General features: G+C 68.7%; 22 protein-coding genes. 8 read left to right on the top strand and 14 right to left on the bottom strand.

Going from position 1 to position 25,396, the window contains the following annotated elements; all coding sequences use genetic code 11:
- Positions 1-19: 19 nt before the first annotated feature.
- Both ODI_RS02290 and ODI_RS22170 read right to left on the bottom strand, forming a co-directional pair.
- Positions 20-490 carry a tRNA (cytidine(34)-2'-O)-methyltransferase gene (locus ODI_RS02290; protein ID WP_067756310.1) on the bottom strand — a complete coding sequence of 157 codons (471 nt, stop codon included), beginning with the start codon at positions 488-490 and terminating at the stop codon, positions 20-22.
- A gap of 32 nt (positions 491-522) precedes the next feature.
- Positions 523-1,371, bottom strand: a complete 849-nt coding sequence (locus ODI_RS22170; protein WP_157929697.1) for a ComF family protein — start codon at positions 1,369-1,371, stop codon at positions 523-525.
- An 80-nt stretch (positions 1,372-1,451) separates the two neighbouring features.
- Here ODI_RS22170 and ODI_RS02280 point away from each other — a divergent pair, with 80 nt between their 5' ends.
- Positions 1,452-2,363, top strand: a complete 912-nt coding sequence (locus ODI_RS02280; RefSeq protein WP_067756307.1) for a methyltransferase domain-containing protein — start codon at positions 1,452-1,454, stop codon at positions 2,361-2,363.
- A gap of 40 nt (positions 2,364-2,403) precedes the next feature.
- On the opposite strand, the gene ODI_RS02275 is transcribed toward ODI_RS02280, so the two are convergent.
- The 8 genes from ODI_RS02275 to rsmB form a co-directional block, all read right to left on the bottom strand.
- On the bottom strand, positions 2,404-3,822 hold the full coding sequence (locus ODI_RS02275) for a short-chain fatty acid transporter (protein ID WP_067756301.1): 1,419 nt from the start codon (positions 3,820-3,822) through the stop codon (positions 2,404-2,406).
- A gap of 256 nt (positions 3,823-4,078) precedes the next feature.
- On the bottom strand, positions 4,079-5,320 hold the full coding sequence (locus ODI_RS02270; RefSeq protein ID WP_067756298.1) for a YbdK family carboxylate-amine ligase: 1,242 nt from the start codon (positions 5,318-5,320) through the stop codon (positions 4,079-4,081).
- Between the two features lie 306 nt (positions 5,321-5,626).
- Positions 5,627-7,096, bottom strand: coding sequence for a TrkH family potassium uptake protein (locus tag ODI_RS02265; protein ID WP_067756294.1), 1,470 nt, complete (start codon positions 7,094-7,096; stop codon positions 5,627-5,629).
- A gap of 19 nt (positions 7,097-7,115) precedes the next feature.
- Positions 7,116-8,495 carry a Trk system potassium transporter TrkA gene (gene trkA, locus ODI_RS02260; protein ID WP_067756292.1) on the bottom strand — a complete coding sequence of 460 codons (1,380 nt, stop codon included), beginning with the start codon at positions 8,493-8,495 and terminating at the stop codon, positions 7,116-7,118.
- Positions 8,496-8,502: 7 nt separating this feature from the next.
- Positions 8,503-9,264: a response regulator gene (locus ODI_RS02255; protein ID WP_067756291.1), complete on the bottom strand. Its 762-nt coding sequence runs from the start codon at positions 9,262-9,264 to the stop codon at positions 8,503-8,505.
- 27 nt (positions 9,265-9,291) lie between these two features.
- The gene (locus ODI_RS02250) at positions 9,292-11,604 is read right to left on the bottom strand and encodes a sensor histidine kinase (RefSeq protein ID WP_067756288.1); all 2,313 of its coding nucleotides are present in this window, start codon (positions 11,602-11,604) and stop codon (positions 9,292-9,294) included.
- The gene (locus ODI_RS02245; RefSeq protein WP_067756282.1) at positions 11,601-12,173 is read right to left on the bottom strand and encodes a DUF4390 domain-containing protein; all 573 of its coding nucleotides are present in this window, start codon (positions 12,171-12,173) and stop codon (positions 11,601-11,603) included. Before ODI_RS02245 ends, ODI_RS02250 begins: the two co-directional genes overlap by 4 nt.
- A 59-nt stretch (positions 12,174-12,232) precedes the next feature.
- Entirely contained in the window at positions 12,233-13,579 is a 1,347-nt protein-coding gene (gene rsmB, locus ODI_RS02240) for a 16S rRNA (cytosine(967)-C(5))-methyltransferase RsmB (RefSeq protein WP_408635883.1), read from the bottom strand.
- A gap of 106 nt (positions 13,580-13,685) precedes the next feature.
- On the opposite strand from rsmB, the gene ODI_RS02235 reads away from it, so the two are divergent.
- From ODI_RS02235 to ODI_RS02220, 4 genes are all read left to right on the top strand, one after another.
- Positions 13,686-15,854, top strand: a complete 2,169-nt coding sequence (locus ODI_RS02235; protein ID WP_067756278.1) for an AsmA family protein — start codon at positions 13,686-13,688, stop codon at positions 15,852-15,854.
- Positions 15,855-15,967: 113 nt separating this feature from the next.
- Positions 15,968-16,564: a BPSL1445 family SYLF domain-containing lipoprotein gene (locus ODI_RS02230; protein WP_067756275.1), complete on the top strand. Its 597-nt coding sequence runs from the start codon at positions 15,968-15,970 to the stop codon at positions 16,562-16,564.
- 240 nt (positions 16,565-16,804) lie between these two features.
- A complete protein-coding gene (gene rimO / locus ODI_RS02225; RefSeq protein WP_067756272.1) occupies positions 16,805-18,121 on the top strand; it encodes a 30S ribosomal protein S12 methylthiotransferase RimO in 1,317 nt (438 codons plus the stop codon).
- A gap of 2 nt (positions 18,122-18,123) precedes the next feature.
- Entirely contained in the window at positions 18,124-18,609 is a 486-nt protein-coding gene (locus tag ODI_RS02220) for a cupin domain-containing protein (RefSeq protein ID WP_067756270.1), read from the top strand.
- 3 nt (positions 18,610-18,612) lie between these two features.
- Here ODI_RS02220 and ODI_RS02215 read toward each other — a convergent pair whose 3' ends face one another.
- Together ODI_RS02215 and ODI_RS02210 are read right to left on the bottom strand one after the other, a co-directional pair.
- Entirely contained in the window at positions 18,613-20,202 is a 1,590-nt protein-coding gene (locus ODI_RS02215) for a phospholipase D family protein (RefSeq protein ID WP_082985391.1), read from the bottom strand.
- Positions 20,203-20,385: 183 nt separating this feature from the next.
- Complete coding sequence (locus ODI_RS02210; RefSeq protein ID WP_067756266.1) at positions 20,386-20,943, bottom strand: ferritin-like domain-containing protein; 558 nt, start codon at positions 20,941-20,943, stop codon at positions 20,386-20,388.
- A 273-nt stretch (positions 20,944-21,216) separates the two neighbouring features.
- On the opposite strand from ODI_RS02210, the gene ODI_RS02205 reads away from it, so the two are divergent.
- Positions 21,217-21,804, top strand: a complete 588-nt coding sequence (locus ODI_RS02205; protein ID WP_067756264.1) for an LOG family protein — start codon at positions 21,217-21,219, stop codon at positions 21,802-21,804.
- 2 nt (positions 21,805-21,806) lie between these two features.
- On the top strand, positions 21,807-22,460 hold the full coding sequence (locus tag ODI_RS02200; RefSeq protein WP_067756261.1) for an HAD hydrolase-like protein: 654 nt from the start codon (positions 21,807-21,809) through the stop codon (positions 22,458-22,460).
- Positions 22,461-22,476: 16 nt separating this feature from the next.
- Here ODI_RS02200 and fmt read toward each other — a convergent pair whose 3' ends face one another.
- The gene (gene fmt, locus ODI_RS02195; protein WP_067756258.1) at positions 22,477-23,418 is read right to left on the bottom strand and encodes a methionyl-tRNA formyltransferase; all 942 of its coding nucleotides are present in this window, start codon (positions 23,416-23,418) and stop codon (positions 22,477-22,479) included.
- Positions 23,419-23,520: 102 nt separating this feature from the next.
- Entirely contained in the window at positions 23,521-24,033 is a 513-nt protein-coding gene (def, locus tag ODI_RS02190; protein WP_067756255.1) for a peptide deformylase, read from the bottom strand.
- 160 nt (positions 24,034-24,193) lie between these two features.
- Between def and dprA the strand changes: the two genes are divergently transcribed.
- A complete protein-coding gene (dprA, locus tag ODI_RS02185; RefSeq protein ID WP_067756252.1) occupies positions 24,194-25,336 on the top strand; it encodes a DNA-processing protein DprA in 1,143 nt (380 codons plus the stop codon).
- The last annotated feature ends 60 nt before the right edge of the window (positions 25,337-25,396 follow it).

Genomic DNA, 25,396 nt, shown 5'->3' with positions numbered 1-25,396 from the left:
CCGCGCAGCGTGGCGGCGCTCAGCCGCCGTGCGCGTAGCCGTGCTGGCGCCAGGCCTCGAAGACCGCCACCGCCACCGCATTCGACAGATTCAGGCTGCGCTGCCCCGCGCGCATCGGCAGTCGCACGCGCTGTCCGGGGGCGAAGCGCTCATGGTCCGCATCGGACAGGCCGGCCGTCTCGCAACCGAACACGAACACATCGCCCGGCTGGAACGCCACGTCCGGCAGCAGGCGCGTGGCCCGCGTGGTCAGGGCGAAGCAGCGCTCGGGCGGCGCGCCCGCGGCGGCCAGGGCCGCCTCCAGGCTGTCGTGCACCTGCATGGGCTGCCACTCGTGATAATCCAGGCCGGCGCGCCGCAAGCGCGCATCATCCAGTTCGAAGCCCAGCGGCCGCACCAGGTGCAATTGCGCCCCCGTGTTGGCGCACAGGCGGATGACGTTGCCCGTGTTGGGCGGGATTTCGGGATGGACGAGGATGACGTGGAACATGATCGCGGCATTGTACGAGCAGCGATTTTTTATCACCGGCCCGCCCCAAGCCAAAAAACGGCCCCCTCGGGTGGGATGACGCCGGCGGCCGCGCCGGCCCCGTCAACCGGCATCTCGCTCCACGCCCGGGCGGCCACCAGCACCACCACCTCGGCGGCACCGGCACGCACCAACGCACGGGCCGCCGAATCCGCCGTGCTGCCGGTGGTCATCACGTCGTCGACCAGCACCACGCGCGCGCCATCGATGCGTACCGGACAGGCGTAGGCGCCCAGCACCGCAAGCCGCCTGGCCTCACGGCCCAGGCGGCTTTGCTTGCGGCCATCGCGCACCCGCGCCAGCCACTCGCCCCGGCAGGACCACCCCAGTTCGGCGGACACCGCACGCGCCAGTTCCGCCGCGGGATTGAAGCCCCGCCGCTGCAGCGACGCCCGGCTGGCGGGCACGGGCACCAGCACGCGTGAGGCGTCCTGGCACAGGCCCGCCTCGCGCGCGGCCTGGCTCATCAGGGCCGCCACGGCCCGCAACCGCGACAGGCGCAGGCGGTTCTTCAGGTCCAGCACCAGCAGGTCGGCGGGCGGGCGGTAGTCGAACGCCGCCACCGCCTGCACGAACGCCGCGTGGCGCAAGGGGCAGCCACACCCGCGCCCGGCCGTATCCATCGCCGGCATGGCGCAGCGCAGGCAACGCCGGGGCGTGGCCGCCTGCCACGCCAGGCGCAGGTCGTCGGCGCAGCCCCGGCACAGGCGGGCGCCGCGCGCGGCGCCGCCGCACAAGGGGCAGTCGGTCGACAGCCGCGCCACGATCCGGTGCCACGCATCGGCCAGCCGGCGCGAACCCGGGCTAGGGGTATTCAGGGCCGCTGCCGGGGGATGGTCCATAATGTTTGCCTCTTTGGAAGTGTCCACGAGACGCATCCCAGCATGTTTACGCGGCGCGTGGCGCCGCAGGCCAGAGCAATATGTCCTCCCCCGCCCCCCTTCCCTTGCGCACCGACGACGTCCGGCGCCAGTTCACCCGCCGTGGCGAGCTGGCCGAGGCGCGCTTCTTCTACGACGAGATCGCCACGCGCATGGACGAACGGCTGGGCTACATCCGGCTGGCGCCGCAGGCGCTGCTGGACGCCGGCTGCGGCACGGGCGCGAACCTGCCCACGCTGCGCGCGCGCTATCCGCAGGCGGGCTATACCGGCCAGGACCACTGTGCACCGCTGCTGGACATCGCCCGGCGCAAGCACACCGCCAGCGGCCCGCTGGGCTGGCTGAAGCAGCTGGGCAAGCGCCAGCCGTCCGTGCAGTTCGTGCAGGCGGACCTGGCCAGGACCGAACTGCCCGCCGAGAGCCTGGACCTCGTGTGGTCCAACCTGGCGCTGCACTGGCACCCCGAACCGCATGCCGTGCTGGCCGAATGGCGGCGCGTGCTGCGCGTGGACGGCCTGGCGATGTTCTCGTGGCTGGGCCCGGGCACGCTGAAGGAACTGCGCCAGGCGCTGGCCGACGCGAAGCTGGCCACGGCCACGCCCGCCTTCGTCGACATGCATGATTTCGGCGACCTGCTGGTGGAAAGCGGCTTCGCCGACCCGGTGATGGACCAGGAAACGATCACGCTGACCTATCGCGACCCGGTGAAGCTGCTGGCCGACGTGCGAGCGCTGGGCGGCAACCCTGCCGCGGCGCGGCGCGCGGGCCTGGCCTCGCGGACATGGCGCCAGCGGCTGCTGGATGCGCTCGACGCGCAGCGCAACGCCGACGGGCTCATCGCGCTGTCGATGGAAGTGTCTTACGGCCACGCGTGGCGGGCCGCGACGCGGCGCAGCGCGCCCAACGAGACGATGCTGTCGGTCAGCGCGATCGGACGCAAGGCGCGCGACTGAGGGCCCGGCCGACAGGCCGGGCTTGCCGCGCATTCGGCAACTAGGGCTGCATCGGCGGGATATAGGCCAGCGTCTGGCCCAGCGCCCACAGCAGGATCAGCACCAGCGGGATGTGCACCAGCAACTGCACGAAGGTGAAGCCGATCAGGTCGCGCGCCTTCAGGCCCAGCACGCCCAACAGGGGCAGCATGTAGAACGGATTGATCAGGTTGGGCAGCGCCTCGGCGGCGTTATAGATCTGCACCGCCCAGCCCAGGTGGTATTCCAGCTGGTTGGCGACCTGCATGACGTACGGCGCCTCGATGATCCACTTGCCGCCGCCCGACGGGATGAAAAAGCCCAGCACGGCCGAGTACACGCCCATCAGCACGGCATAGGTGTCGTGCGACGCGATGCGCATGAAGAACTCGGAGATGTAGTGCGCGATCGTCTCGCCGCCGCTGCCGTCGACCTGCGTCATGATGGCCGCGATGGAGCCGTACAACGGGAACTGGATCAGCACGCCCGTGGTGGTGGGCACCGCGCGCGCCACCGCATCCAGGAAGCTGCGCGGGCGCCAGTGCAGCAGTGCACCCGCCATGATGAAGAGCAGGTTGTAGGTGTTCAGGCCCGAGATCGCCTGGATGGCGGGCTTGGCCATGAACTCCTGGATCAGCCAGCCGGCGGCCAGCGCCACCAGCACCAGGATCAGGAAGGGGCTGTGCTCCAGCCACTCGCCGGGACGCGTGGGCTTGCTGACCTTGGGCGCCTCCAGCACCGGATCCACGCCGCAGGCCTTGGCGTCGCGCGCGCTGGCAGCGCTGGGCGCGGTCACGTAGGCAATGATGAGCGAGACCACCATGATCGCCAGCAGCATCGCGCCCGATTGCCACAGGAAGATGGTTTCCGTGAAGGGAATGACGCCCGTGATCGCCAGGATCGAGGGCGGCAGGCTGCCAGGGTTCGCCTGCAGTTGCGCGGCCGACGAGGACAGGCCCAGCGCCCACACGGCGCCCAGGCCCAGATAGGCGGCGGCGCCGGCGGCGCGATAGTCCATCTTCAGGTCTTCGCGGCGCGCCATGGCACGCACGAGCAGCCCGCCGAACACCAGGCTCAGGCCCCAGTTCAGCAAGGACGCGACCATGGAAATGATGGCGACCCAGGCCACGGCCGAGCGGCCGTTCTTCGGCAGCATCGCCAACCGGTGGATCAGCCTGGAAGCCGGACCTGAGGTGGCCACGACATAACCGCCGATCACCACGAACGCCATCTGCATGGTGAAGGGGATCAGGCTCCAGAAGCCGTCGCCGAAGGCCTTGGCGGTGGAAGCGGGGGTGGCGCCGATGGCCAGCGCAGCCAGCGTCACGATGAGGACGCCGACGGTGGCGAAGACCCAGGAGTCGGGGAACCAGCGTTCCGCCCAGGCGGCGCAACGCATGGCGAAACGTGCCGAGCGACTTTCTTCTAGGGGTGCTGCCATGATTCAACCTCTATAGCGTGTGTACGGGGAAACGACGATCAAACGACAAAACGCGGCGGCGCCACGGTGTATCGCCGTGGCGCCGCCGCGCGGAAAAAGGGTTCAGGGTAGGGGCAGCCGCCCCCAGGCCGGACAGTCCGCGCCTGCGCCTTTTTGGGCGGCGCAAGCACACAGGGCCGCAGCCTGGCGGCCACGGCCCTGTCGGGCGAAGAAGGTGAGCTTGCGATGCTGCCGCGGGCTCATGGGTGATGCAGGATCAGTGCAGGGTGCCGGGAGGGACATCCGGCGTGGCAAGGGTCTGCACGGCCATCATGGGCTCGGACGTGGCGCGGATACGGCGCCGCGTGGCGGCCTGCTCCGGCGTGGTCTGCTGCACGGCCTTCTCGCGGCCACCGTCGAAGGCATGGGTCATGGCGTCGACCATCGCGGGAAGATCGCGCAGGCGATTGAACTGCGCCCGCATCCAGCGCGCGTCGCTGCCGTTCTTGCGCACGTCCTCGCGCAACCCGGACAACATGTCGAGCGTACCCAGTTCGTCGGCCACCGGCATCAATTGCTCGAAGGTGTCGCGCAGGTGATCGGCCAGGCGCATGCGCTGACCATCCGGCGTGACGTAGTTGCCATGCAGGCCGAAACGGCAGGCCTGGAAGTGGTTGCTGGCATAGGCCATCCACGCGCCATCGGCCGGGCCGGGATTGCGCATGACCCAGACCGACAGGGCCTGCGCGAAGGCCGCCAGCTGGCAGGCCTTCTCGACAGTCAGCGGCGTATCGCAGATGCGCAGCTCGACCGTGCCGAACTCCGGCTTGGGGCGGATATCCCAATAAAGATCCTTGATGCTCTCGGCCAGGCCGAAGGAATGCAGCTTGGCCAGGTGGGCCTCGAAGCGATACCAGTCGTCGATCTCGGCCGGCATGAAGCCGGACAGCGGGAAGCTGTTGACCGAGTGCAGGCGCGAGCACGAGAAGAGCGTGTCGACGCCCTCGCAGTAAGGCGAGGAGGAAGACATGGCGATGAAGTGCGGCACATAGGGCGTGAGCCGGCGCGTGAGCGCGATGGCGTGGTCGCCCGACTGCACGCCCACGTGGATGTGCTGGCCGAACACCGTGAACTGGCGCGCCAGGTAGCCATACATCTCGGCCAGGTACTGGAAGCGTGGCGTATCGGAAATGGCGCGATCCTGCCAGCGCATGAAGGGATGGGCGCCGCCGCCCGCCACGCGCACGCCGACCACTTCGGCGGCATTGCACAGGGCATCGCGCATTTCACGCATCTCGACCAGCAGGCCGGCGGGATGGGTATGCACGGACGAATTCAGTTCGATCATCGAGCGGGTGATCTCGGGCTTGACCCGGTCAGCCATGGGATGGTCGGAGAGTTGCGCGATCAGTTCTTCGGATGCGACTGCCAGGTCGAAGCTGCGGGGGTCGATCAGCTGCAGTTCAAGTTCGATGCCTAGCGTGTTCGGGGCCGAGGAAACAAAGGGAATGTGTTCCATGCCGGTCTCCTAAGGGCGGCGGACCCGCGGTCAGGCACTCACACGCGGATCCCCTGAATGAGGGGGGGTTGCCGCGCAAGTGTATAGGCCGATTCATGGCAGAAAGATTGAAATTCGTGACATTTATCGCAGCATTGGCGCACGATGACGTAAACGCCCCGTGCGCATAACGAAAGCGGTCACTGACTTTTCAAGGAAAACGCGCCCTGGGGCGACGCACACGCTGTAAAGGCTTTTACAGCAAGGCTTTCCAGGCATTCGGGTTTACCCCAAATAAGGGAAAACCACGAGCGGCGGCCACTCGGTTCACTTGCGCCAGAAGCCCGGCGTGAAGAGGATCAGCACGGTGAAAAGTTCGAGCCGGCCGATCAGCATGGCGAAGGTGCAGACCCAGGTCTGGAAGTCGGTCAGGCCGGCGAAATTGCCCATGGGGCCCACGCTGCCCAGGCCAGGCCCGGTGTTGTTGATGCTGGCGATCACCGCGGAAAAGGCCGTCAGCGGCTCCAGTCCCGACAGCAGCATCAGCGCCGTCATGACCGCGATGGACAGGCCATAGACCAGCATGAACGCCAGCACCGAAACCAGCACGCGCGGCGGCACCACGCGCTCGCCCACCCGCACCGGCGTGATGGCGTGGGGATGCAGCATGCTCACCATCTCCTGGCGCGCCTGCTTGACCAGGATGATGGCGCGGATCATCTTGATGCCCCCGCCCGTGGAGCCCGCCGAGGTGCAGAACATGGCCAGCACCAGCATCAGCAGCGGCGCGAAGAGCGGCCATTGGGCGTAGTCCACATTGGCGAAGCCCGTGCTGGTGGCGACCGACACGGTGTTGAAGATGCCATAGCGCAAGGCCTCCAGCGGATCGCCATAGACGCCGCGCCAGTACAGGTAGGCCGAGATCAGCAGGCCCGCGCCGAACATCACCACCAGGTAGGGCACGGCTTCCGGGCAACGCCAATAGGCCTTCAGGCTGTGCTGGCGCAAGGCGTTGAAGTGCGTGGCGAAGTTGATGCCCGCGATCGTCATGAACACGACCGCCACGGCCTCCACGCCGACCGAGTCGTAGTGCACGAAGCCTTCGTCATAGGTGGAGAACCCGCCCAGCCCCATCGTGGACGACATGTGGCACCAGGCCTCGAACCAGGACAGCCCGACGGCGCGATAGGCCAGCAGGCAGATGATCGACAGGCCGAAATACACGCCGTACAGCGCCTTGGCCGTGCTGGCGATGCGCGGCGTCAGGCGGTCGTCCTTCATGGGGCCGGGCGTCTCGGCCCGGAACACCTGGTGCCCGCCCACGCCCAGCAGCGGCAGCACCGCCACGGCCAGCACCAGGATGCCCATGCCACCCACCCAGACCAGCGTCGTGCGCCACAGGTTGATGGAGGGTGGCAGGAACTCCAGCCCGGTCAGGATCGTGCCACCGGTGGTGGTCAATCCCGACATGGCCTCGAAATAGGCGTCCGTGAAGGACAGCGGCGTGCCCGCGCGAGCGAAATAGATCTGCAGCGGAATGGTGGCCAGCGCGGGCAGCACGGTCCACACCAGCGAGGCCAGCAGGAAGCCGTCGCGCGGACGCAGCTCGGTGCGGAAGCGCCGCGTGCCCAGCCAGCAGGCAAGGCCCAGGCCCAGCGAGATCAGGAAGCCGTCGACGAAGGCATCGAGCGCCGCGTCGCCATTCCAGGCCGCCACCACCAGGGGGAAAATCATGGTGGTGGCGAACAGGGCCATGACGAAGCCCAGCGTGTGCAGGATGGCGGCGAGACGGCGCATGGGGAGCGTGGGCGGCGCGTCAGAAGAACGAGGCCGAGACCTGGAAGAGCTTCTCGACCTTGGCCATCTGCGAACGCGTGGGCACGAAGACGATGACGTGGTCGCCGGACTCGATGAGGGTGTCGTTCTCGGCCATGATGATCTCCTCGCCGCGCACCAGCGTGACGATGGCCGCGCCGCGCGGCAGGCGGATGTCCGACACGCGCCGGCCCACCACCTTGGAATTCGAACGGTCGCCGTGCGCCACGGCCTCCAGCGCCTCGGCCTTGCCCTGGCGCAGCCGGTGCACGGCCACCACGTCGCCGCGCCGCACGTGGCGCAGCAGCTCGCTCATGGTGGCCTGCGAGGGCGACACGGCGATGTCGATATGGCTGCCCTGCATCAGCTCGCCATAAGCCTGGCGGTTGATCAGCGCGATGACCTTGCGCGCGCCCAGCCGCTTGGCCAGCAGCGAGGACATGATGTTGTCCTCGTCGTCGCTGGTCAGCGCCAGCCACGTGTCCATCTCGTCGATGTTCTCGCGTTCCAGCAGGGCCTCGTCGGTGCCGTTGCCGTGCAGCACCAGCACGTTGGAAGGCAGCTGGGCTGCCAGGTATTCGCAGCGTGACTGGTCGCGCTCGATGATGCGCACGCTGTAGCCCTCGTCGGCCAGGTCGCCGGCCAGGCGCATGCCGATGTTGCCGCCGCCCGCGATCATGACGCGCCGCACGCTCTTTTCCGCCTCGTGCAGCTGGCGCACCGCGCGCCGCGCGTGGCGCGTGTCGCCCACCAGCAGCACTTCGTCGCCCGGGGTAATGATGCCGCCGGCGCCCTGCGTGACCGGCTGGCCGTTGCGCTGCACGTCCACCAGCCGCGCGTTCACGTCGGGAAAGACGGCGTCCATGTGACGCACCGATTGGCCCGCCAACGGGCTCTTGGGGCCGACCTTCACGGTGACGACGCTGACACGCCCCTCCGCGAACTCGACCACCTGCAGCGCTTCCGGGAACTCGATGAGGCTGTGCAGATAGGTGGTGACGCTGCGCTCGGGGCTGATGAGCGAATCGATGCAGAAGCCGTCCTCGCCCAGCAGCTCCGGCATCTCGGGGATTTCGGGGGAACGGATGCGGGCGATGCGCCGCGGCACGTTGAAGATCTGGCGCGCCAGCTTGCAGACCACCAGGTTGGCGCTGTCCTGCTCGACACAGGCGATCAGCATGTCGGCGTCGTCGGCGCCCGCCTGCTTCAGGATGGAAGGCTGGCAGCCGTCACCCTGCACCGTGCGCAGGTCGAAGCGTTCGTGGAGATAAGCCAACCTGTCGGGGCGCTGATCGATGACGGTGATGTCGTTCTGCTCGGACACCAGGTTCTCGGCCACGCTGGTGCCGACGCGCCCAGCGCCCACGATGAGGATCTTCATGAATGCGTCAGAGGCTGCGCTTGCGTGAAGACTCGATGCCCAGCTGCTTGAGCTTGCGGTACAAGTGCGTGCGCTCCAGGCCGGTTTTCTCGGACACGCGGGTCATGCTGTGATTCTCGCGGCCCAGGTGGTATTCGAAATAGATGCGTTCGAAGGCGTCGCGCGCCTCGCGCAACGGCAGGTCCAGCGATACGCCGCTGACCTGGTTGGCCGCGGCCGGGGGCTCGGCGGCATCGGCCTGCGCCGGCGCCACGGCGGCAGCCGGCGTGGCGGCCAGGCCCGGGGAATAGGCGGCGGCCGATGCCGCGGGTGCCTGCTGGTGGTGCGGCACGGTCAATTGGGCGGTGGCGGCCGCCACGGGCGCGGGAGCCGGCGCGGCGGCCACGGCGGTGCCTTGCGGCAGGCGCACGCGCGCCAGGCCAGCGGCCACCGTCTTCAGGAGGCGCTGCAGCGTGATGGGTTTTTCCAGGAAGTCGATGGCGCCGATGCGCGTGGCCTCGACCGCCGTGTCGATGGTGGCATGGCCGCTCATCATGATGACAGGCATGTCCAGCAGGCTTTGCGACGCCCACTCCTTGAGCAGGCTCACGCCGTCCGTGTCGGGCATCCAGATGTCGAGCAGGACGAGATCCGGACGCGTGCGCTGGCGCGCTTCACGTGCCTGTTGGGCGTTCTCTGCCAACTCGACCGTATGACCTTCGTCATACAGGATCTCGGACAGCAATTCGCGAATGCCGATTTCGTCGTCAACTACCAGAATACGGGCCATAAGTGATCACCTGTTATGTCCGCCGCATTATCCCTGTTCCGAGACAGGGGCGTCCACCTTGTCCGAGTGGCCTGCCAAGCGCGTCAGGAGTATGGTGACGCGCGCGCCCCCCTCCTTCCGGTTTGCCAGGTCGATGCGACCGCCGTGCTCTTCGACGATCTTCCTGACGATAGCCAGTCCCAGGCCGGTGCCGTGAGACTTGGTCGTTACGTAGGGCTCGAAAGCCCGCTGCAGCACCTGCGGCGCGAAACCGCGCCCGGTGTCCGACACCGTGAAGCGCACGGCGCAGTGTTCCTTGCCGTCCACCTGTCCTGCCTGGGCCAGCCTGGTGCTGACACGCACGATGCCCTGGCCCTCCTGCTCGGCAATGGCGTCGCGCGCATTGGCAAGCAGATTATGAATGATCTGGCGCAATTGCGTGGCATCGCCTTCGATCTCAGGCAGATTCTCGGCCAGATCGACTTCCAGCCGCAAGGCCTGGCCGCTGGGATCGCGCGCCTCGCCCGCGATCGGATCCCAGCCATAGAGCGCCAGCACCTCGTCGACCAGCGCGTTGAAGTCGATGCGCTGCAGCACCGCGGGTGGCGTGCGGGCGTATTCGCGGAAATCGTCGACCATCTGCTTCAGCGACGAGACCTGGTTCACGATGGTCTGCGTGGCGCGCGTGACCATCTGCGCATCGGCGGCCTCCAGCCTGCCGGCAAGCTTGTGCGCCAGGCGCTCGGCGGACAGCTGGATGGGCGTGAGCGGGTTCTTGATTTCGTGCGCCAGGCGCCGCGCCACCTCGCCCCAGGCAACGGTGCGGTTGGCCGAGATGACTTCGGTGATGTCGTCGAACACCAGCAGGTAGCCCGTGCCGCGTCCGTCGACCTGCAGGTGGGTGCCGCGCGCCAGCAGCGTCACGGAAGGCGGCGAGCCGACGCCCGCGGGCGCCAGGTGCGGCATCGCGACCTCGACCTGCTGCTGCCAGTGCGCCCGCTCGGAGCCCACCGCGTCGTGGGCCGAGAAGGCCTGGCGCACCATCTGCGCGAAGGCCAGCAGCCCATCGATGGTTTCCAGCGGCCGGCCGATGACGGCGCGCAGGTCGGAGTGCAGGATGGTCTGCGCCCCACGGTTGATCGTGGTGACACGGAAAGCCTCGTCGAAGGTCAGCACGCCGGATGACAGATTGGCCAGCACGCTTTCCAGGTAGACGTTCGAGCGTTCGAGCTGCTGGCGGTTGCTCTCGACCATGCGGCGGGCTTCGTCGAGCTGGCGCGTCATGGCGTTGAACGAACGGGTCAGTTGGCCCACCTCGTCGCGCGCGGGCGGCTCGGGCAGGGGCCGGTAGTCCCCCACGCTGACCGCCTGGGTGCCGGCCGCCAGGGTCAGCAGCGGGCGCACCAGGCGCTTGGACAGGTAGAGCGCCACCGCGATGGCGCCGAAGGTGGCCAGCACCAGCGCCAGCGTCAGCGTCAGGCCATAGAGCTTGCGGATGCCCAGGCGCGACAGCGAGAGTTCCTGGTAGTCCCGGAACCCTTGCTGGACCCGGTTGGCGTTGTGGGCGATCTGCTCGGGCACGGGCTGGATGAGCTGCAGCCAGCGCGGCTCGGCGGTCGCGCCGCCCAGGTTCAGGGAGTCGTAGCGCTCCGGGGTGTTGATGGGCACGACCACGCGCAGGTGCAGGCCCTCTTCCGACGCGGAGGCGCCCGGATCGTCGGCCTCGGCCGCCAGGTAGCCGCGCGAGATGCGCAGCTGGTTCAGGACCGTGGCGGGCGGCAGTTCGGGCAGCAGCCGGCCGAAGTTGCCGGTGGAGAACGACACCATGCGGCCGTTGGTGAAGACCATCGCCTCGCTGATGCCGTTGGCCTCGCGCAGGCGCGTGAGCGCCAGTGGCAGGGCACTGTCGGGCGTGTTGGCCAGCTGCTGCGCGAAGGCGCGGCCCTTGGCATCCAGGTCGGCCAGCAGGGAGTCGAGCGCCGCGCGCCCCAGGTTCAGGCCGGCTTCCAGCGAGTTGTCCACCCGCACGTTGAACCAGGACTCGATGGAGCGCGACAGGAACTGCACCGACAGGGTGTAGATGAGCGCCCCGGGCAGCACCCCGATCAGGGCGAACGCCAGCGCGAAGCGGGCGGTCAGCCGCGCGCCGAACTGCCTGCGCCGCAACTGCCGCACCAGCCGCACGGTGAGCGCCACCACCCAGACGCCCATGGCCAGGGCCAACACGCCGTTCAGGATGACCAGCAGGTCGTAATAACGGGCGAAGCGCGAGGCGTTGCCGGTGGACCAGGCCAACAAGCCCAGGAGGGCCAATCCGCTGATTGCGCCGATGATCAGCGCAAAGCGCAATACTTTCGTCATGGCTCGCTGGCCCCGCGCACCGAGAAGCTGAAGGGCGCCCAGGGGGTCGTCAACGACCACGAACTGCTGTTCAAGGCATTCACCTGGAAGGGCCGGGCCAGTTGGGAGGTATCCAGCCGCAGCCGGAACTGACCACGGTATTCGGTATCGGAGCGCAACCGGTCCAGCGGCACGACGGACCAATGGCGCACCTTGCGCACCACCTCCATCGCCTCGTCCAGCGTGGACACCGGCAGCGACAGCTCATCCGCGCCCACCCGCCACTGGCGCGTGAGGGCGTTGTACACGACGCGCCAGGTGATGCTGGCCTCGGCCACCTGCTCGTCGAACCAGTACCAGCGGTCCCGTGAAATGACGACGTCCGCCGTGAAATAGAGCGGCAAGCCGCGCTCGGCGGCATCGCGCAGCTGCGGGTTCAGTTCGAAATCCACGTCCGCGTCGATGCGCAGCAGGCCATCGTGGATCGCCGGGTCGATGCGCGTGACCGACGGATCGGCCGCCCAGGCAGGCGCGGCCGACAGCCAGGCGGCCAGCGCGAGCAGGCAGACGAGGATCCGGCGGGAGATCATGCAGTCAGGGGAAGCGAACGGGAATCGTTGCAGCGCATCATGCCGGTATTCTTGGCGATTCAGGCACGCTTGGCAAACAAGGCATAGAAAAAGCCGTCGTGTTGATCCGACAGCGGCGCCGCCGCTCCCGATGGCAGGATCTGGCCGGGCGCAGGCAGGCGCTCGGCGTCGCCATGGCGGCCGGCAAAGGCCTGCGCCTGCGACTCGCCCTCTTCCGGGAAGATCGAGCACGTCACGTACAGCAGCCTGCCGCCCGGCTTCACCGTGCGCCACAGCGCATCGGCGATGCACGCCTGCAGGGCAGCCGTGCGCGGCAGGTCATCGGGGCGGCGCAACCAGCGGATGTCGGGGTGCCGGCGCACGATGCCGGAGGCCGTGCAGGGCACGTCGGCCAGCACGGCGTCGAAAGGACGGCCGTCCCACCAGGCATCCAGGTCGGCGGCATCGGCGGCCACCAGCGTCACGTCCGGCCCCGACAGCCCCAGGCGCGCCAGGTTTTCCCCCACGCGGGCCAGCCTGTCGGCATCGGCGTCCAGCGCCAGCAGCTCCACCCTGGCGCCCTCCAGCAGGTGCGCGGTCTTGCCGCCAGGCGCGGCGCAGGCGTCCAGCACCCGCCAGCCGTCCTGTGCGTCCAGCAGGGGTGCCGCCACCTGGGCGCCGGCATCCTGCACCGACCACCAGCCCTCGGCATAGCCCGGCAATTGCGCCACCGGCCTGGGCGTTTCCAGCACCAGGCCGTGGGCGTGCACCGGCACCGCCGCCACGCCCGCCTCGTCCAGCGCGCGGGCCACCTCCTCGCGGCTGGCCCGGCGCGGATTGACCCGCAAGGTCAGCGCGGGCGGCGTGTCCGCGCCGGCAAGCAGGGCCTGCCAGGTATCGGGGTAGGCCTCGGCCAGGCGGGCAATCCACCAATCGGGGTAGTTCCAGCGTGCCTCGCCCGTGTCGGGCAGTGCCGCCACCAGGGCGTCGCGCTCGCGCAGGTAGCGGCGCAACACCGCGTTGACCAGCCCCTTGGCGCCTTGCAGGCGATGCTGGCTGGAAACCGCGCGCACGGCCTGGTCCACCAGCGTATGCGGCGCGTAGCGCGAGACAGCCCGGCGGCGGGCGCCCGTCTCCGTGTCGGCCTCGGGCGCCGTCGAGGCATCCAGCAGGGCCAGGGAAACCAGCAGCAGCGCATCCAGCAGCGGCTGCGTGGGCGGGCGCGGCACCAGCGCCTCGCGCAGGGCGCGGGCGCGGCCCAGGCCGCGCATGACCTGGAAGGACAGCGCCTGCACCGCGGGCCGCTGCACCGCAGGCACGGCCGCCAGCGCATCGGTCAACGACCGGCCGGACAGCACGGCCTGCAGGTTGCGGGCGGTGGACAGGAGAAGAACGGAAAGCGGCGGAGCCTGGACGGATGTCTGCATGGAGCGCATTGTAGTTACATCCAGTCAGGCAAAGGCCCGCCAAGACGCGTAGTCTGCCCGGACGGCTTGGCTATGCAACAGGAGACCCGCCATGGCACGCGGCCCAATGTCACGCGGCATCAAAATCCTCATCGGCCTTGCGGCCACTCTCGTCGTGCTGGTGGTGATCGCGGTGGTTTTCATCGCCACCTTCGACTGGAACCGCGCCCGGCCCATGATCAACGACAAGGTGTCGACGGAGCTGAATCGCCCCTTCGCCATCAACGGCGACCTGACGGTGCAATGGCGCCGCGAGCCCGGCGTGACCGGCTGGCGCGGCTGGGTGCCCTGGCCGAACGTCACGGCGCGCGACATCACCCTGGGCAATCCCGACTGGGCCGAGACGCCGCAGATGGCCAGCCTGGCCGCCGTCGAGGCCCGCCTGTCGCCCTTGCCGCTGATTGCCCGGCGCGTCGTCATCCCGCAAATCCAGCTGACCGGCCCCACTGCCTCGCTGCAGCGCCTGGCCGATGGCCGCGCCAACTGGAATTTCTCCCTGCCTGCCAAGGAAGGCGACGAGGCCAAGGCCACGCCGTGGGACCTGGACATCGGCACGATAGGCTTCGACACCGCGAAGGTCGACCTGGATGACGCGGTCGTGCAGGCCAAGCTGTCGCTGGCGGTGGACCCGCTGGGCGAACCCATTCCCTTCTCGCAGCTCACGGCTTTCGGCAATAAGCCCGCCGAGGACGTAACGGGCGGTGACGGGAAGCCGCGGGCCGAGGCCGGCGACAAGGCAGCGGCTGGCGCGGAGGACGCGACGGACGCCCCCACCCCGGGCGACTACGCCTTCGGCTGGAAGATGACCGGCAGCTACAAGGCGCAGAAGGTATCCGGCGAAGGCAAGGTGGGTGGCCTGCTGGCCCTGCAGGACGCCGCCACGCCCTTCCCCCTGCAGGCCGACCTGCGCGCGGGCGCCACCCGCGTGCGCCTGGCCGGCACCTTGACCGACCCCATGAAGCTGGGCGCGCTGGACCTGCGCCTGGCCCTGTCGGGCAACAGCATGGCCGACCTCTATGCCCTGACCGGCGTCACCCTGCCCGATACGCCGCCCTACTCCACCGATGGCCGGCTGCGCGCCGACCTGCACAACCCGGCGGGCGCCGTCTTCGATTACTCCGGCTTCAACGGCAAGGTCGGCGACAGCGACCTGCACGGCGACATCCGCTACGCCGCCACCCAGCCTCGTCCCAAGCTGACCGGCAAGCTGCGATCGGATCTGCTGCAACTGGCCGACCTGGGGCCGCTCATCGGCCTGCCGGCCGACGGCGCGGACAAGGCCGACAGCAAGGAGAAAGCCGCGCAGGCCAAGGACGACAAGAGCGGGCAGCCCGCCGGCAAGGTATTGCCGTATGCAGAGTTCCGCACCGACCGCTGGCGCGCCATGGATGCCGACGTGTCGCTGACGGGCAAGCGCATCGTCCACAGCGAACGCCTGCCGCTGACCGACCTGAACGCCCGGCTGATCCTGGAAGACGGCACGTTGCGGCTCATGCCCCTGCGCTTCGGCGTGGCGGGCGGCTCGCTGGACGCGGCCATCCGCCTGGACGGCGGCGACACCCCGCTGCGCGGCCGCATCGACCTGCAGGCCCGCAGCCTGGCCTTGAAGCAGCTCTTCCCGGGCTTCGAACCCATGCGCACCAGCCTGGGCGAGATCAACGGCAAGGCCGCCATCGATGGCACCGGCAACTCGGTGGCGGCGCTGCTGGGAACGGCCAATGGCAGTCTCAGCATCCTGATCAACGACGGCGCCATCAGCCGCGGGCTGACCGAGATTGCCGGCCTGAACGTGGCCAACTACCTGATCACCACGATGTTCGGCGACGACACCGTGAAGATCAATTGCGCGGCCGCCGACATGCGCATCGAGAAAGGCGTGATGCACCCGCGCATCTTCCTCTTCGACACCGAGAACGCCCTGGTCGAAGTGGAAGGCCCCATCAACCTGCGCGACGAGACGCTGGACCTGGACATCACCCCGCACAGCAAAGGTTTCCGTATCTTTTCACTACGCTCGCCGCTGTATGTGCAGGGCACTTTCGCCAATCCCAAGGCGGGCGTGCATACCGGTCCGTTGTTGGCGCGCGGCGCCGGCATGGTGGCCCTGGGCGCCCTGCTCACGCCCGCGGCGGGCCTGCTGGCACTGATCGCGCCCAGCGTGGGGGAAGACAACGCCTGCACCCAGATGGTGGAAGACATGAAGCAGCGGGGCCGCAAGGCGCCGGCCAAGCGCTGAAGCGCCTCGAGAACTGTTGCAATTGCTGGCGCACTGTCAGGCTTTGCTCACTTCGCTGACAGTTTTAAGGCGGATAGTAGTCACCGGGACACCACATTTCACGGAGAGCCAACATGACGAAAATCACCCACATCCTGAACCGCCGCACCGCGGCTGCCGCCACCCTCGCCCTGGCCGGTCTGGCCATGGCCGGTTGCACGGTCAACAACCACGAAGCCCGCTCGACGCCCACCGAGCAACGCGCGGAAATCAACTCGGCCGCCGACGGCGCGCTCTCGCGCCTGTACACCGCCGCGCCGGAATCCAAGCAACTGGTGCGCGACGCCAAGGGCGTGCTGATCTTCCCGCAAGTGCTGGGCGCTAGCTTCATCGTGGGCGGCGAATACGGCAACGGCGTGCTGCGCGTCGGCGGCAGGAACGACTCGTACTACAGCGTCGCCTCGGGTTCGCTGGGCTTCCAGGCCGGCGCCCAGTCGCAAGCCACCATCCTGCTGTTCATGACCGATGAAGCCCTGCAGAAATTCCGCAACAGCAAGGGCTGGACCATCGGTGCCGACGCCAACGTCGTGGTCGCCAAGATCGGCGCCAACGGCCACATCGATTCGAACACGGCGCGCCAGCCTGTGGTCGGCTTCGTGCTGAACAACGCCGGCCTGGCCGGTGGCGTGTCGATCCAGGGTTCGAAGATCACGCCGGAACCGAATCTGTAAGTCGTTACGGCATGCCGGGCCCAGCCCGGCGCTTCCCCTATCGGGCCGCCTCCATCCCTGCAGGTGGCCCGACGCTTTCCTGCCGGCACCTCCCCACATTTCCCCGATCGCTGTGCCCCGCACACCACAATCCGATCCGATGAGAGACGAAATTGGGGTCGCTGATGAGGCCAGGGGACCAAGGAGCGGTAAAATTTCGCCCTTCTCGATCGCCGGGCCTCGCCCCGCCAAGGTTTCCCCATGTCTACCCCCAAAGTCGGTTTCGTCAGCCTGGGCTGTCCGAAAGCCCTCGTCGACTCCGAGCGCATCCTCACCCAACTGCGCACCGAAGGCTACGAGGTCGTCTCCTCCTACGACAACGCCGATGTCGTCGTCGTCAACACCTGTGGCTTCATCGACAGCGCCAAGGCCGAGTCGCTGGACGCCATCGGCGAGGCCATCGCCGAGAACGGCCGCGTGATCGTCACGGGCTGCATGGGCGTCGAGGAATCGGCCATCCGCTCGGTGCACCCCAGCGTGCTGGCCGTGACCGGCCCGCAACAGTACGAGCAGGTGGTGCGCGCGGTGCACGACGCGGCGCCCGCGCCCGTCATCCACAACCCCTATGTGGACCTGGTGCCGCCGCAAGGCATCAAGCTGACGCCGCGCCATTACGCCTACCTGAAGATTTCCGAAGGCTGCAACCACCGCTGCAGCTTCTGCATCATCCCGTCCATGCGCGGCGACCTGGTCAGCCGTCCCATCGGCGATGTCCTGGACGAGGCCAGGCGCCTGGCCGACGCCGGCGTGAAGGAACTGCTGGTGATCTCGCAGGACACCAGCGCCTACGGCGTGGACGTGAAATTCCGCACGGGCTTCTGGAACGGCCGTCCGGTGCGCACGCGCATGACCGAACTGTGCGAGGCGCTGTCCGAACTGGGCATCTGGGTGCGCCTGCACTACGTCTATCCCTATCCGCACGTGGACGAGGCCATCCCGTTGATGGCCGAGGGCAAGATCCTGCCCTACCTGGACATCCCCTTCCAGCACGCCAGCCCCGCGGTGCTGAAGGCCATGAAGCGCCCCGCCTTCGAGGACCGCACGCTGGCCCGCATCCACCGCTGGCGCGAGACCTGTCCGGACTTGACCCTGCGCTCGACCTTCATCGTCGGCTTCCCCGGCGAGACCGAGGCCGACTTCCAGTACCTGCTGGACTGGCTGACCGAAGCCCAGCTCGACCGCGTGGGCTGTTTCCAGTATTCGGCCGTGGACGGCGCGCCGGCCAATGCGCTGGCCGGCGCCGTGCCCGAGGAAGTGAAGCAGGAACGCTGGGAGCGCTTCATGGCGCATCAGCAGGGCATCTCGGCCGCCCGCCTGCAACGCAAGGTCGACACCGAGATCGACGTGCTGATCGACAAGGTGGACGAGGACGGCGCGGTAGGCCGCTCCAGCGCCGACGCGCCCGAGATCGACGGCTGTGTCTACGTGGCCAGCGACCGCGAACTGTCGCCTGGCGACATCGTGCGGGTGCGCGTGACCGAGGCCGACGAGTACGACCTCTGGGGCGACACGGTTTGACGATGGACGCGCGCGCAGAGGAACTGGTGCGCCTGCTGCAACTGCAGCCGCATCCCGAGGGCGGGCTGTACCGCGAGGTCTTCCGCTCGGCGCTGGGCGTGCGGCGCGAGCCCGACGGCGCGTCCCGCTGCGCGCTGACCTCGATCTATTTCCTGCTGCCGCGCGGCGCCGTCAGCCGCTGGCACCGCGTGGCGGCCGACGAGGCCTGGCACCACTACGAGGGCGAGCCCATCGAACTGTTGGTGCTGCTGCCTGGCGCCTCGCACATCGAGACCTGGCGCGTGGGCCGCGCAGATGCCGACACGGCGCCGGTGCGCGTGGTGCCTGCCGGCGCCTGGCAGGCCGCCCGCCCCACCGGCGCCTACGCGCTGGCGGGCTGCTCCGTGGGTCCGGGCTTCGAATTCCAGGATTTCACGCTGGTCTCGGACGTGTCCGCCGCGGACATTCCCGTGGCGTTGACACAGGCGCCCTACGACGCATTCTGCTAGGCCCTAGAGCATCGGCTCCAGCGGCAGCAGCGACAGGATGTCCACGCCCAGGCGTTTCAGCGCCGTGGTGCCCGGCTCGGTCGTGTGCCGCAACGTCTGGCCGTCGCGCTGCTCCAGCCAGACCAGCGTGTCGTCGTCTTCCAGCCGCAAGGAATAGGCCGCCTGCGGGATATCCGTGTCGAACACGCCCGACACCGCCCGTGCCATCTCCGGGCTGTCGATCAGGAAGCCCAGCTCGGTATTCAGGTTGAACGAACGCGGGTCGAAGTTGAACGACCCGACGAAAAGCCGCTTGCCATCGACCGCGAAGGTCTTGGCATGCAGGCTGGAGCCCGAACTGCCGAAACGTCCCTTGCCGCGGATCTCCACCGCCTCGCCCTCATCCGAGGCGCGCATTTCATACAGCTCGACCCCGGCGCGCAACAGCGCCTTGCGGCGCTTGGCGTAGCCCGAGTGCACCACCGGCACGTCGGTCGCTTCCAGCGCGTTGGTCAGCACGCGTATGCGCACGCCCTGTTCCACCAGCGCCGCGAAGGCCGCCACGCCGGATTTCGTCGGCACGAAGTACGGCGACACGAGGTCGAACCCCTGCTCGGGATCGCCGATGGCACGGCGCAGCTGTTCCGGCAGGTTGCCGTCCTCGCCCTTGACGCCCAGCACCTTGTCCGGATCGTCGCTGACCATGTGCGTGACGGCCCACTGCACCGCCAGCTCGCCTTGCACCAGTTGCTGGATGAAGGGCAGTTCCTCCAGCGCCTTCATGTAGGCCGCGGCGGCCGGGTCGCGCTCCAGCACCGACGCGCGCGCGGCCAGGTCCTGCAGGTCGCTTTCCGGCGCAGCCTTGATCAGCTGATCCACGGGATAGGCGGATTCACTGGCCCAATAGCGGTCGAAGTCTTCCGAGACCTCGCGCACCACCGGGCCGATGGCCAGCACGTCCAGGTCGGCGAACAGCACGTCCTCGCCCGCGCCGAAATACTCGTCGCCCACGTTGCGGCCGCCGATGATGGTGGCCTGGTTGTCGGCGGTGAAGGACTTGTTGTGCATGCGCCGGTTCAGGCGGCTGAAGTCGGTCACGAAGCCCAGCATCTTGGGCCAACGCAGAACGAAGGGATTGAAGAGCCGCACCTCGATGTTCGGGTGGGCATGCAGGGCAGCCAGCACACGGTCCAGGCCATTGGTGCCGTTGTCGTCCAGCAGCAGGCGCACCCGCACGCCGCGGTCGGCGGCCTCGTGCAGGGCTTCCAGCAGCAATGTGCCGGTCATGTCGTCGCGCCAGATGTAGTACTGGACGTCCAGCGTGTGCGTGGCCGCGCGCGCCAGCAGGATGCGCGCGGCGAAGGCGTCGTGGGCGTCGTCCAGGGCGTGGATGCCGCTCTTGCCCTCGCGGTCGCCCTTGTAGGTCATCGCGCCCTGGCCCAAGGGAGTGTCGCGGGAGGCCTCCACCGCCAGCGCCTGGGAGGCGGGACGGGGTTTCAGCGGCGGCAAGCTGCACCCTCCTGCCCAGGGCAGCAGGCACGCCAGTAACAGGCCTGCGGCCCAGCGGCGGACGTGAACGGTCGAAGGGCGCGAAGGCGGTACGGCAGGCGGCATGGCGAACGAGGCAGCATGGTGGACAGGCGGTGGGCCACAAGCAAAAACCGGGGCGTCCCGCTGATAGCGGGACGCCCCGACTGGCAAGGCCGGCGGGCGCGGCCGATGGGCGCTTGGGCCCCTACTGCCCGCGTTGGAAAGCGGCCCCGCGCAATGCGCGGGCTCTCACGCCACCTTCCGGGTTCAATTGCGCGTCAGGAAGTCCGACAGGTCGTCGGCGTGCTCTTCCTCGACGGCAAGGATCTGCTCCAGCATACGCCGGGTGGTCGGATCCGTATCGCCAATATAGTCCACCATCTGGCGGTAACTGTCGATGGCGATGCGCTCGGCGATCAGATCTTCCTTGATCATGTCCTGCAGCGTGTCGCCCGTCGCATATTCCGCGTGGCTACGCTTGGAGAGGCCGTCGGGCGAAAAGTTCGGCTCGCCGCCCAATTGCACGATCCGCTCGGCGAGCTGGTCGGCATGCTCCTGCTCCTGGGCGGCGTGCTCGGCGAACTCGGCGGCGACCGGCTCGGCATTCAGGCCCGTAGCCATGAAGTAGTGGCGCTTGTAGCGCAGCGTACAGACCAGTTCGGTGGCCAGGGCGCCATTGAGCATGTCGATGATGGTTTCGCGGTCGGCGCGGTAGCCTTCCGTGACGGCGCCCGACTCGATATCCTTGCGGGCCTTCTTGCGGATGGCTTCCACGTCCAGGTGAAAACCGGTGTGGGGCACTTTTTCGGCGAGATGCGATTTCATAGTGGTGGTCTCCCATGAGAGGCGCGGCCCGCTGGGCGGGTCCGCGCCGTGTCGGAATCAGCTGGGTCCAGTGTATCGACGGCCCTCGCCGGGCTTGTGTCTCGATGGATAGGGCTTGTGACGGAAGGTGTCGCTTTTGCCTTGGGGCCGCCCCAAGGCAAAAAGGCGCCCCACCCCACGCCGCCTGCGCCGCGCTGGGCGATTGCTTATAGTTGCCCTTTTCCCTGGGCACCGCGCCGGGAACGAATCATTTCCTCACAAGACACATCAGGTATGAAACGTAAGTCTCTCTGCATCTATTGCGGCTCCAATCCGGGCCGCCAGCCCGTCTACCTCGAGGCGGCGCGCGAACTCGGCCGTGAAATGGCCCGCCGCGGCATCGCCCTGGTCTATGGTGGCGCCAGCGTGGGCATCATGGGCGCGGTGGCCGACGCCGTGCTGGCCGAAGGCGGTCACGTCACCGGGATCATTCCCGAATCGCTGGTCAAGAAGGAACTGGCGCACAACGGCCTGTCGGAATTCCACGTGACCCAGTCCATGCACGAACGCAAGCGCATGATGGCCGACCTCTCGGACGGCTTCGTCGCCCTGCCCGGTGGCGCGGGCACCATGGAAGAACTCTTCGAGATCTGGACCTGGGCGCAGCTCGGTCATCACGACAAGCCCTGCGCGCTGTACAACGCCGGCGGCTACTACGACCTGCTGTCGGCCTTCCTCGACCACATGGTGGCGGAGCAGTTCGTGAAGCAGCCCCACCGCGACATGCTGATCGTGGCGAACGAGCCGGGCACGCTGCTGGACCGCCTGGAGACCTACGAGGCCCCCGTGGTCACGAAGTGGATCGGCCGCGGCGAAACCTGAGCATGACGCTTCCCGCCGGCACGCCGCGCTATGCGCTAGTGGCCTTCGACTTCGACGGCACGCTGGCCGACACCATGGACTGGTTCGACGGCATGATCGAGGAGGTCTGCGCGCGTTACGGACTGCGCACGCCCGACCGCGAGGAGCGCGCCGCGCTGCGCCTGCACGACGCGCGGGAGGTGTTCCGCAAGCTGGGGCTGCCGCTGTGGAAAGTGCCGGCGGTGGTTGCCTTCCTGCGCCGCAGGATGGCGGCGTCGCGCCCGGGCCTCGCGCTCTTTCCCGGCATCGAGGACGCGCTGGCCACGCTGCACGCGGCCGGGGTGCGCCTGGCGCTGCTCAGTTCCAACAGCAGCGAGAACGTGCGCGAGGTCCTGGGGCCGCGCATGTGGGCCTGCTTCAGCGAGGATGCCTGCGGCAGCGACGTGTTCGGCAAGGCCGGCAAGATGCGCCGCCTGCTGCGCCGGCAAGGCGTGCCCGCGGCACAGGCGCTGCTGGTGGGCGATGAACTGCGGGACATCGATGCCGCCCGCGAGGCGCGGGTGGCGGCGGGCGCCGTGACCTGGGGCTACAACCTGCCCGACGTGCTGCGCGCACGCCAGCCGGACCTGCTGTTCGAGACGCCGGCGGACCTGGCCCGGCTCATCCTGGCGGATTGAGCCAGGCCCTTGGGGCTCAATTGCCCTGCCAACCCCGCACGAACACGTCCACCGGCTGGCGCTTGCCGCCGGCCTTCTGCAGTTCCAGCAGGCGCAGCACGCCCGCCCCCGTGGCGATGTCGATGCCCTGGGCATCCGCGCGGATGACGCTGCCCGGCGCGGCGTCGGCGGTCATCGAGGCCACTTGCGCGCGCCACACCTTCACGGGCTCGTCCAGGCCCGGCAGGCGCACGCTGGCGCCCGGCACCGGGTTGAAGGCGCGCACCCGGCGCGCCAGCAGCTCGGCGGACTGCGTGAGGTCCAGCGCCGCCTCGGCCTTCTCCAGCTTGGCCGCATAGGTCACGCCCGCCTCGGGCTGGGGCCGGGCGTGCAGGCGGTTTTCCGACAGGCCGAGCAGCGCCTCGACGATGGCCTCGCCGCCCACCTGCGCAAGCGCATCGTGCAAGGCGGCCGCGGTCTGGTCGGCGCCGATGTTCACGGCGCGCTCGAGCAGCATGTCACCAGTGTCCAGGCCCGCATCCATCTGCATGATGGTCACGCCGGTCTGCGCGTCGCCTGCCTCGATGGCGCGCTGGATGGGCGCGGCGCCCCGCCAGCGGGGCAGGAGGCTTGCATGGATGTTCAGGCAGCCGCGCCGCGGCAGGTCCAGCGTCCATTGCGGCAGGATGAGGCCGTAAGCCGCCACCACCATTGCCTCGGGCGCGGCGTCGTGCAAGGCGGCCTGGGCCTGCGCGGCCTCGTCCGGATACTTGCCATCCAGGCGCAGGCTGCGCGGCTGCAGCACCGGAATGCCAGCCGCCACGGCGGCCTGCTTGACCGGGCTGGGCGTGAGCTTCAACCCCCGGCCCGCAGGCCGGTCGGGTTGGGTCAGGACGAGCACGATCTCGTGGCCCGCGGCGCGCAGCGCATCGAGCGCCACGCGGGCGAATTCAGGCGTACCGGCAAAGACGAGGCGCATGGAGGAAAAGCCAGGAAGAAGACGGCGCGAGCCGCAAGGGGATGCGCGAAGCGCAATGACAGCATACCCGCCGGCTGGCGGCGGGCCTGCAGGCAGGAGGAATCAGGCGCGGGCGGATTCGCGCTCGGACTTGCGCGCGCGGGTCTTGATGCGCGTCTGCTTGAGCTGCGAGAGGTATTGCACGAAGACCTTGCCGTCGAGGTGATCGATTTCGTGCTGCACGCAGACGGCCAGCAGGCCATCGGCGTCGAATTCATAAGGCTCGCCACGCTCGTTCAGTGCACGCACGCGCACGGCGGAGGGACGCTCGACTTCGTCGTAGACGCCGGGCACCGACAGACAGCCTTCCTCGTAGGTCTTGCGTTCTTCGCTGCTGCCCAGGATCTCGGGATTGATCAGCACGATCAGGCCGCTGCGGTCCTCGGACAGATCGATGACCACCACGCGTTCGTGCACGTCCACCTGGGTGGCGGCCAGGCCGATGCCGGGCGCGTCGTACATGGTCTCGGCCATGTCGCGCACCAGTTGGCGAATGCGGTCGTCCACCACTTGCACCGGCTTGGCCTTCTTGTGCAGGCGCGGATCGGGATAGTGAAGGATGGGAAGCAAAGCCATGGCACTGCGGACCTGTGAGGGAAGGGAAGCCCTCATGTTAGTTCAATAGCCCAGGGAGTTCTAATAGATTTGCACTAATACGCCCATGCGGGGTTTTCCGGTGTGACGGGCTTGTCCCGCTGACGCCACAGGTGTGCGCCATGGCCGACACACTGGCAGGATGGATGCCTCTCCCGCCGCCGCCCCCTCCGATCCCTCCCACTGGCTGCGCCTGTCGCTGGAACCCGGCGTCGGGCCTGTCACCGCGCTGGGCCTGCTGCGGGCCTTCGGGTCGCCCGGCGCCATCCAGGAGGCCACGCACGCGGCGCTTGCCCGCCTGACCAGCCCGGCATTGGCGGACCAGCTGAAAGCGGACCCGCCCGCGCCGATGCGCGACGGCATCGAACGGGGACTGGCATGGCAGGCCGCAAGCGCCTCGCACCATCTGCTGACGCTGGACGATGTCGCCTATCCCGCCATGCTGCGCACGCTGCCCGACCCGCCTCTCGTCCTGTACGCGCGAGGCGAGCTGGCGCGGCTACAGAGCGACGGCATGGCGATCGTCGGTGCACGCAACGCCACGCCCGCGGGCCTGGCGAACGCGCAAGCCTTTGCCCGACACCTGGCCGGGGCGGGCTGGTGCATCGTCAGCGGCCTGGCACGCGGCATCGACGCGGCGGCGCACACGGGCGCGCTGGAGGCCGGCGCCGATGGCGGCAGCACCGTGGCCGTGCTGGGAACAGGAATCGATCTGTGCTATCCCGCCGCGCATCGCAAGCTGGCCAATGCCATCGCGGCGCAGGGCGTGCTGCTCACCGAGCTGCCGCTCGGCACCGAACCGCTGCCGCACCACTTTCCACGCCGCAACCGCTTGGTGGCGGGGCTGGCGCGCGGCGTCCTGGTCGTCGAGGCGGCCAGGCAGTCAGGCTCGCTGGGCACCGCGCGCCTGGCCGCCGAAGGGGGACGCGAGGTCTTCGCCCTGCCCGGCTCCATCCATTCGCCCCTGTCGCGCGGCTGCCACGCCCTGATCCGCCAGGGCGCGAAGCTGGTGGAAGTGGCGCAGGACATCACGGAGGAGCTGGGACCGCCGAAGGGCGGACGCACCCGATGGGCGGCGCACGCCCCCGACGGGACGCCCGAGCCCGCTCCGCTTTCCGCCGCGGTCCATCCGCTGCTGACAGCCATGGGCTACGAGCCCGTGCATCCCGACACGCTGGCCTTGCGCACCAGCAGATCGGCGGCGTCGCTGCACGCGGATCTGCTGGCGCTGGAGCTGGAGGGCGCGGTGTTGCGGCTGCCAGGGGGAAGGTTTCAGCGGTGTTGAGTCCCGCCTGTGCCGCCTCGCGTGCCGCCCCCCACGAGACTAGAATCACCTGCAAGACTG

It is taken from the genome of Orrella dioscoreae (assembly GCF_900089455.2).
In the GTDB taxonomy this organism is placed as follows: domain Bacteria; phylum Pseudomonadota; class Gammaproteobacteria; order Burkholderiales; family Burkholderiaceae_B; genus Orrella; species Orrella dioscoreae.
This window is presented reverse-complemented; position numbering and strand designations above follow the sequence as displayed.

Bases quoted from the DNA above. Each gene is read 5' to 3' on its own strand.
- rsmB (WP_408635883.1), bottom strand. From the start codon at position 13,579: ATGCAGACATCCGTCCAGGCTCCGCCGCTTTCCGTTCTTCTCCTGTCC.
- ODI_RS02200 (WP_067756261.1), top strand. From the start codon at position 21,807: ATGACGCTTCCCGCCGGCACGCCGCGCTATGCGCTAGTGGCCTTCGAC.
- ODI_RS02290 (WP_067756310.1), bottom strand. From the start codon at position 490: ATGTTCCACGTCATCCTCGTCCATCCCGAAATCCCGCCCAACACGGGC.
- ODI_RS02215 (WP_082985391.1), bottom strand. From the start codon at position 20,202: ATGCCGCCTGCCGTACCGCCTTCGCGCCCTTCGACCGTTCACGTCCGC.
- ODI_RS02235 (WP_067756278.1), top strand. From the start codon at position 13,686: ATGTCACGCGGCATCAAAATCCTCATCGGCCTTGCGGCCACTCTCGTC.
- dprA (WP_067756252.1), top strand. From the start codon at position 24,194: ATGGATGCCTCTCCCGCCGCCGCCCCCTCCGATCCCTCCCACTGGCTG.
- ODI_RS02220 (WP_067756270.1), top strand. From the start codon at position 18,124: ATGGACGCGCGCGCAGAGGAACTGGTGCGCCTGCTGCAACTGCAGCCG.
- ODI_RS02255 (WP_067756291.1), bottom strand. From the start codon at position 9,264: ATGGCCCGTATTCTGGTAGTTGACGACGAAATCGGCATTCGCGAATTG.
- ODI_RS02210 (WP_067756266.1), bottom strand. From the start codon at position 20,943: ATGAAATCGCATCTCGCCGAAAAAGTGCCCCACACCGGTTTTCACCTG.
- fmt (WP_067756258.1), bottom strand. From the start codon at position 23,418: ATGCGCCTCGTCTTTGCCGGTACGCCTGAATTCGCCCGCGTGGCGCTC.
- ODI_RS02205 (WP_067756264.1), top strand. From the start codon at position 21,217: ATGAAACGTAAGTCTCTCTGCATCTATTGCGGCTCCAATCCGGGCCGC.
- ODI_RS02280 (WP_067756307.1), top strand. From the start codon at position 1,452: ATGTCCTCCCCCGCCCCCCTTCCCTTGCGCACCGACGACGTCCGGCGC.
- ODI_RS02245 (WP_067756282.1), bottom strand. From the start codon at position 12,173: ATGATCTCCCGCCGGATCCTCGTCTGCCTGCTCGCGCTGGCCGCCTGG.
- trkA (WP_067756292.1), bottom strand. From the start codon at position 8,495: ATGAAGATCCTCATCGTGGGCGCTGGGCGCGTCGGCACCAGCGTGGCC.
- ODI_RS02265 (WP_067756294.1), bottom strand. From the start codon at position 7,096: ATGCGCCGTCTCGCCGCCATCCTGCACACGCTGGGCTTCGTCATGGCC.
- ODI_RS02230 (WP_067756275.1), top strand. From the start codon at position 15,968: ATGACGAAAATCACCCACATCCTGAACCGCCGCACCGCGGCTGCCGCC.
- def (WP_067756255.1), bottom strand. From the start codon at position 24,033: ATGGCTTTGCTTCCCATCCTTCACTATCCCGATCCGCGCCTGCACAAG.
- ODI_RS02250 (WP_067756288.1), bottom strand. From the start codon at position 11,604: ATGACGAAAGTATTGCGCTTTGCGCTGATCATCGGCGCAATCAGCGGA.
- ODI_RS02275 (WP_067756301.1), bottom strand. From the start codon at position 3,822: ATGGCAGCACCCCTAGAAGAAAGTCGCTCGGCACGTTTCGCCATGCGT.
- rimO (WP_067756272.1), top strand. From the start codon at position 16,805: ATGTCTACCCCCAAAGTCGGTTTCGTCAGCCTGGGCTGTCCGAAAGCC.
- ODI_RS22170 (WP_157929697.1), bottom strand. From the start codon at position 1,371: ATGGACCATCCCCCGGCAGCGGCCCTGAATACCCCTAGCCCGGGTTCG.
- ODI_RS02270 (WP_067756298.1), bottom strand. From the start codon at position 5,320: ATGGAACACATTCCCTTTGTTTCCTCGGCCCCGAACACGCTAGGCATC.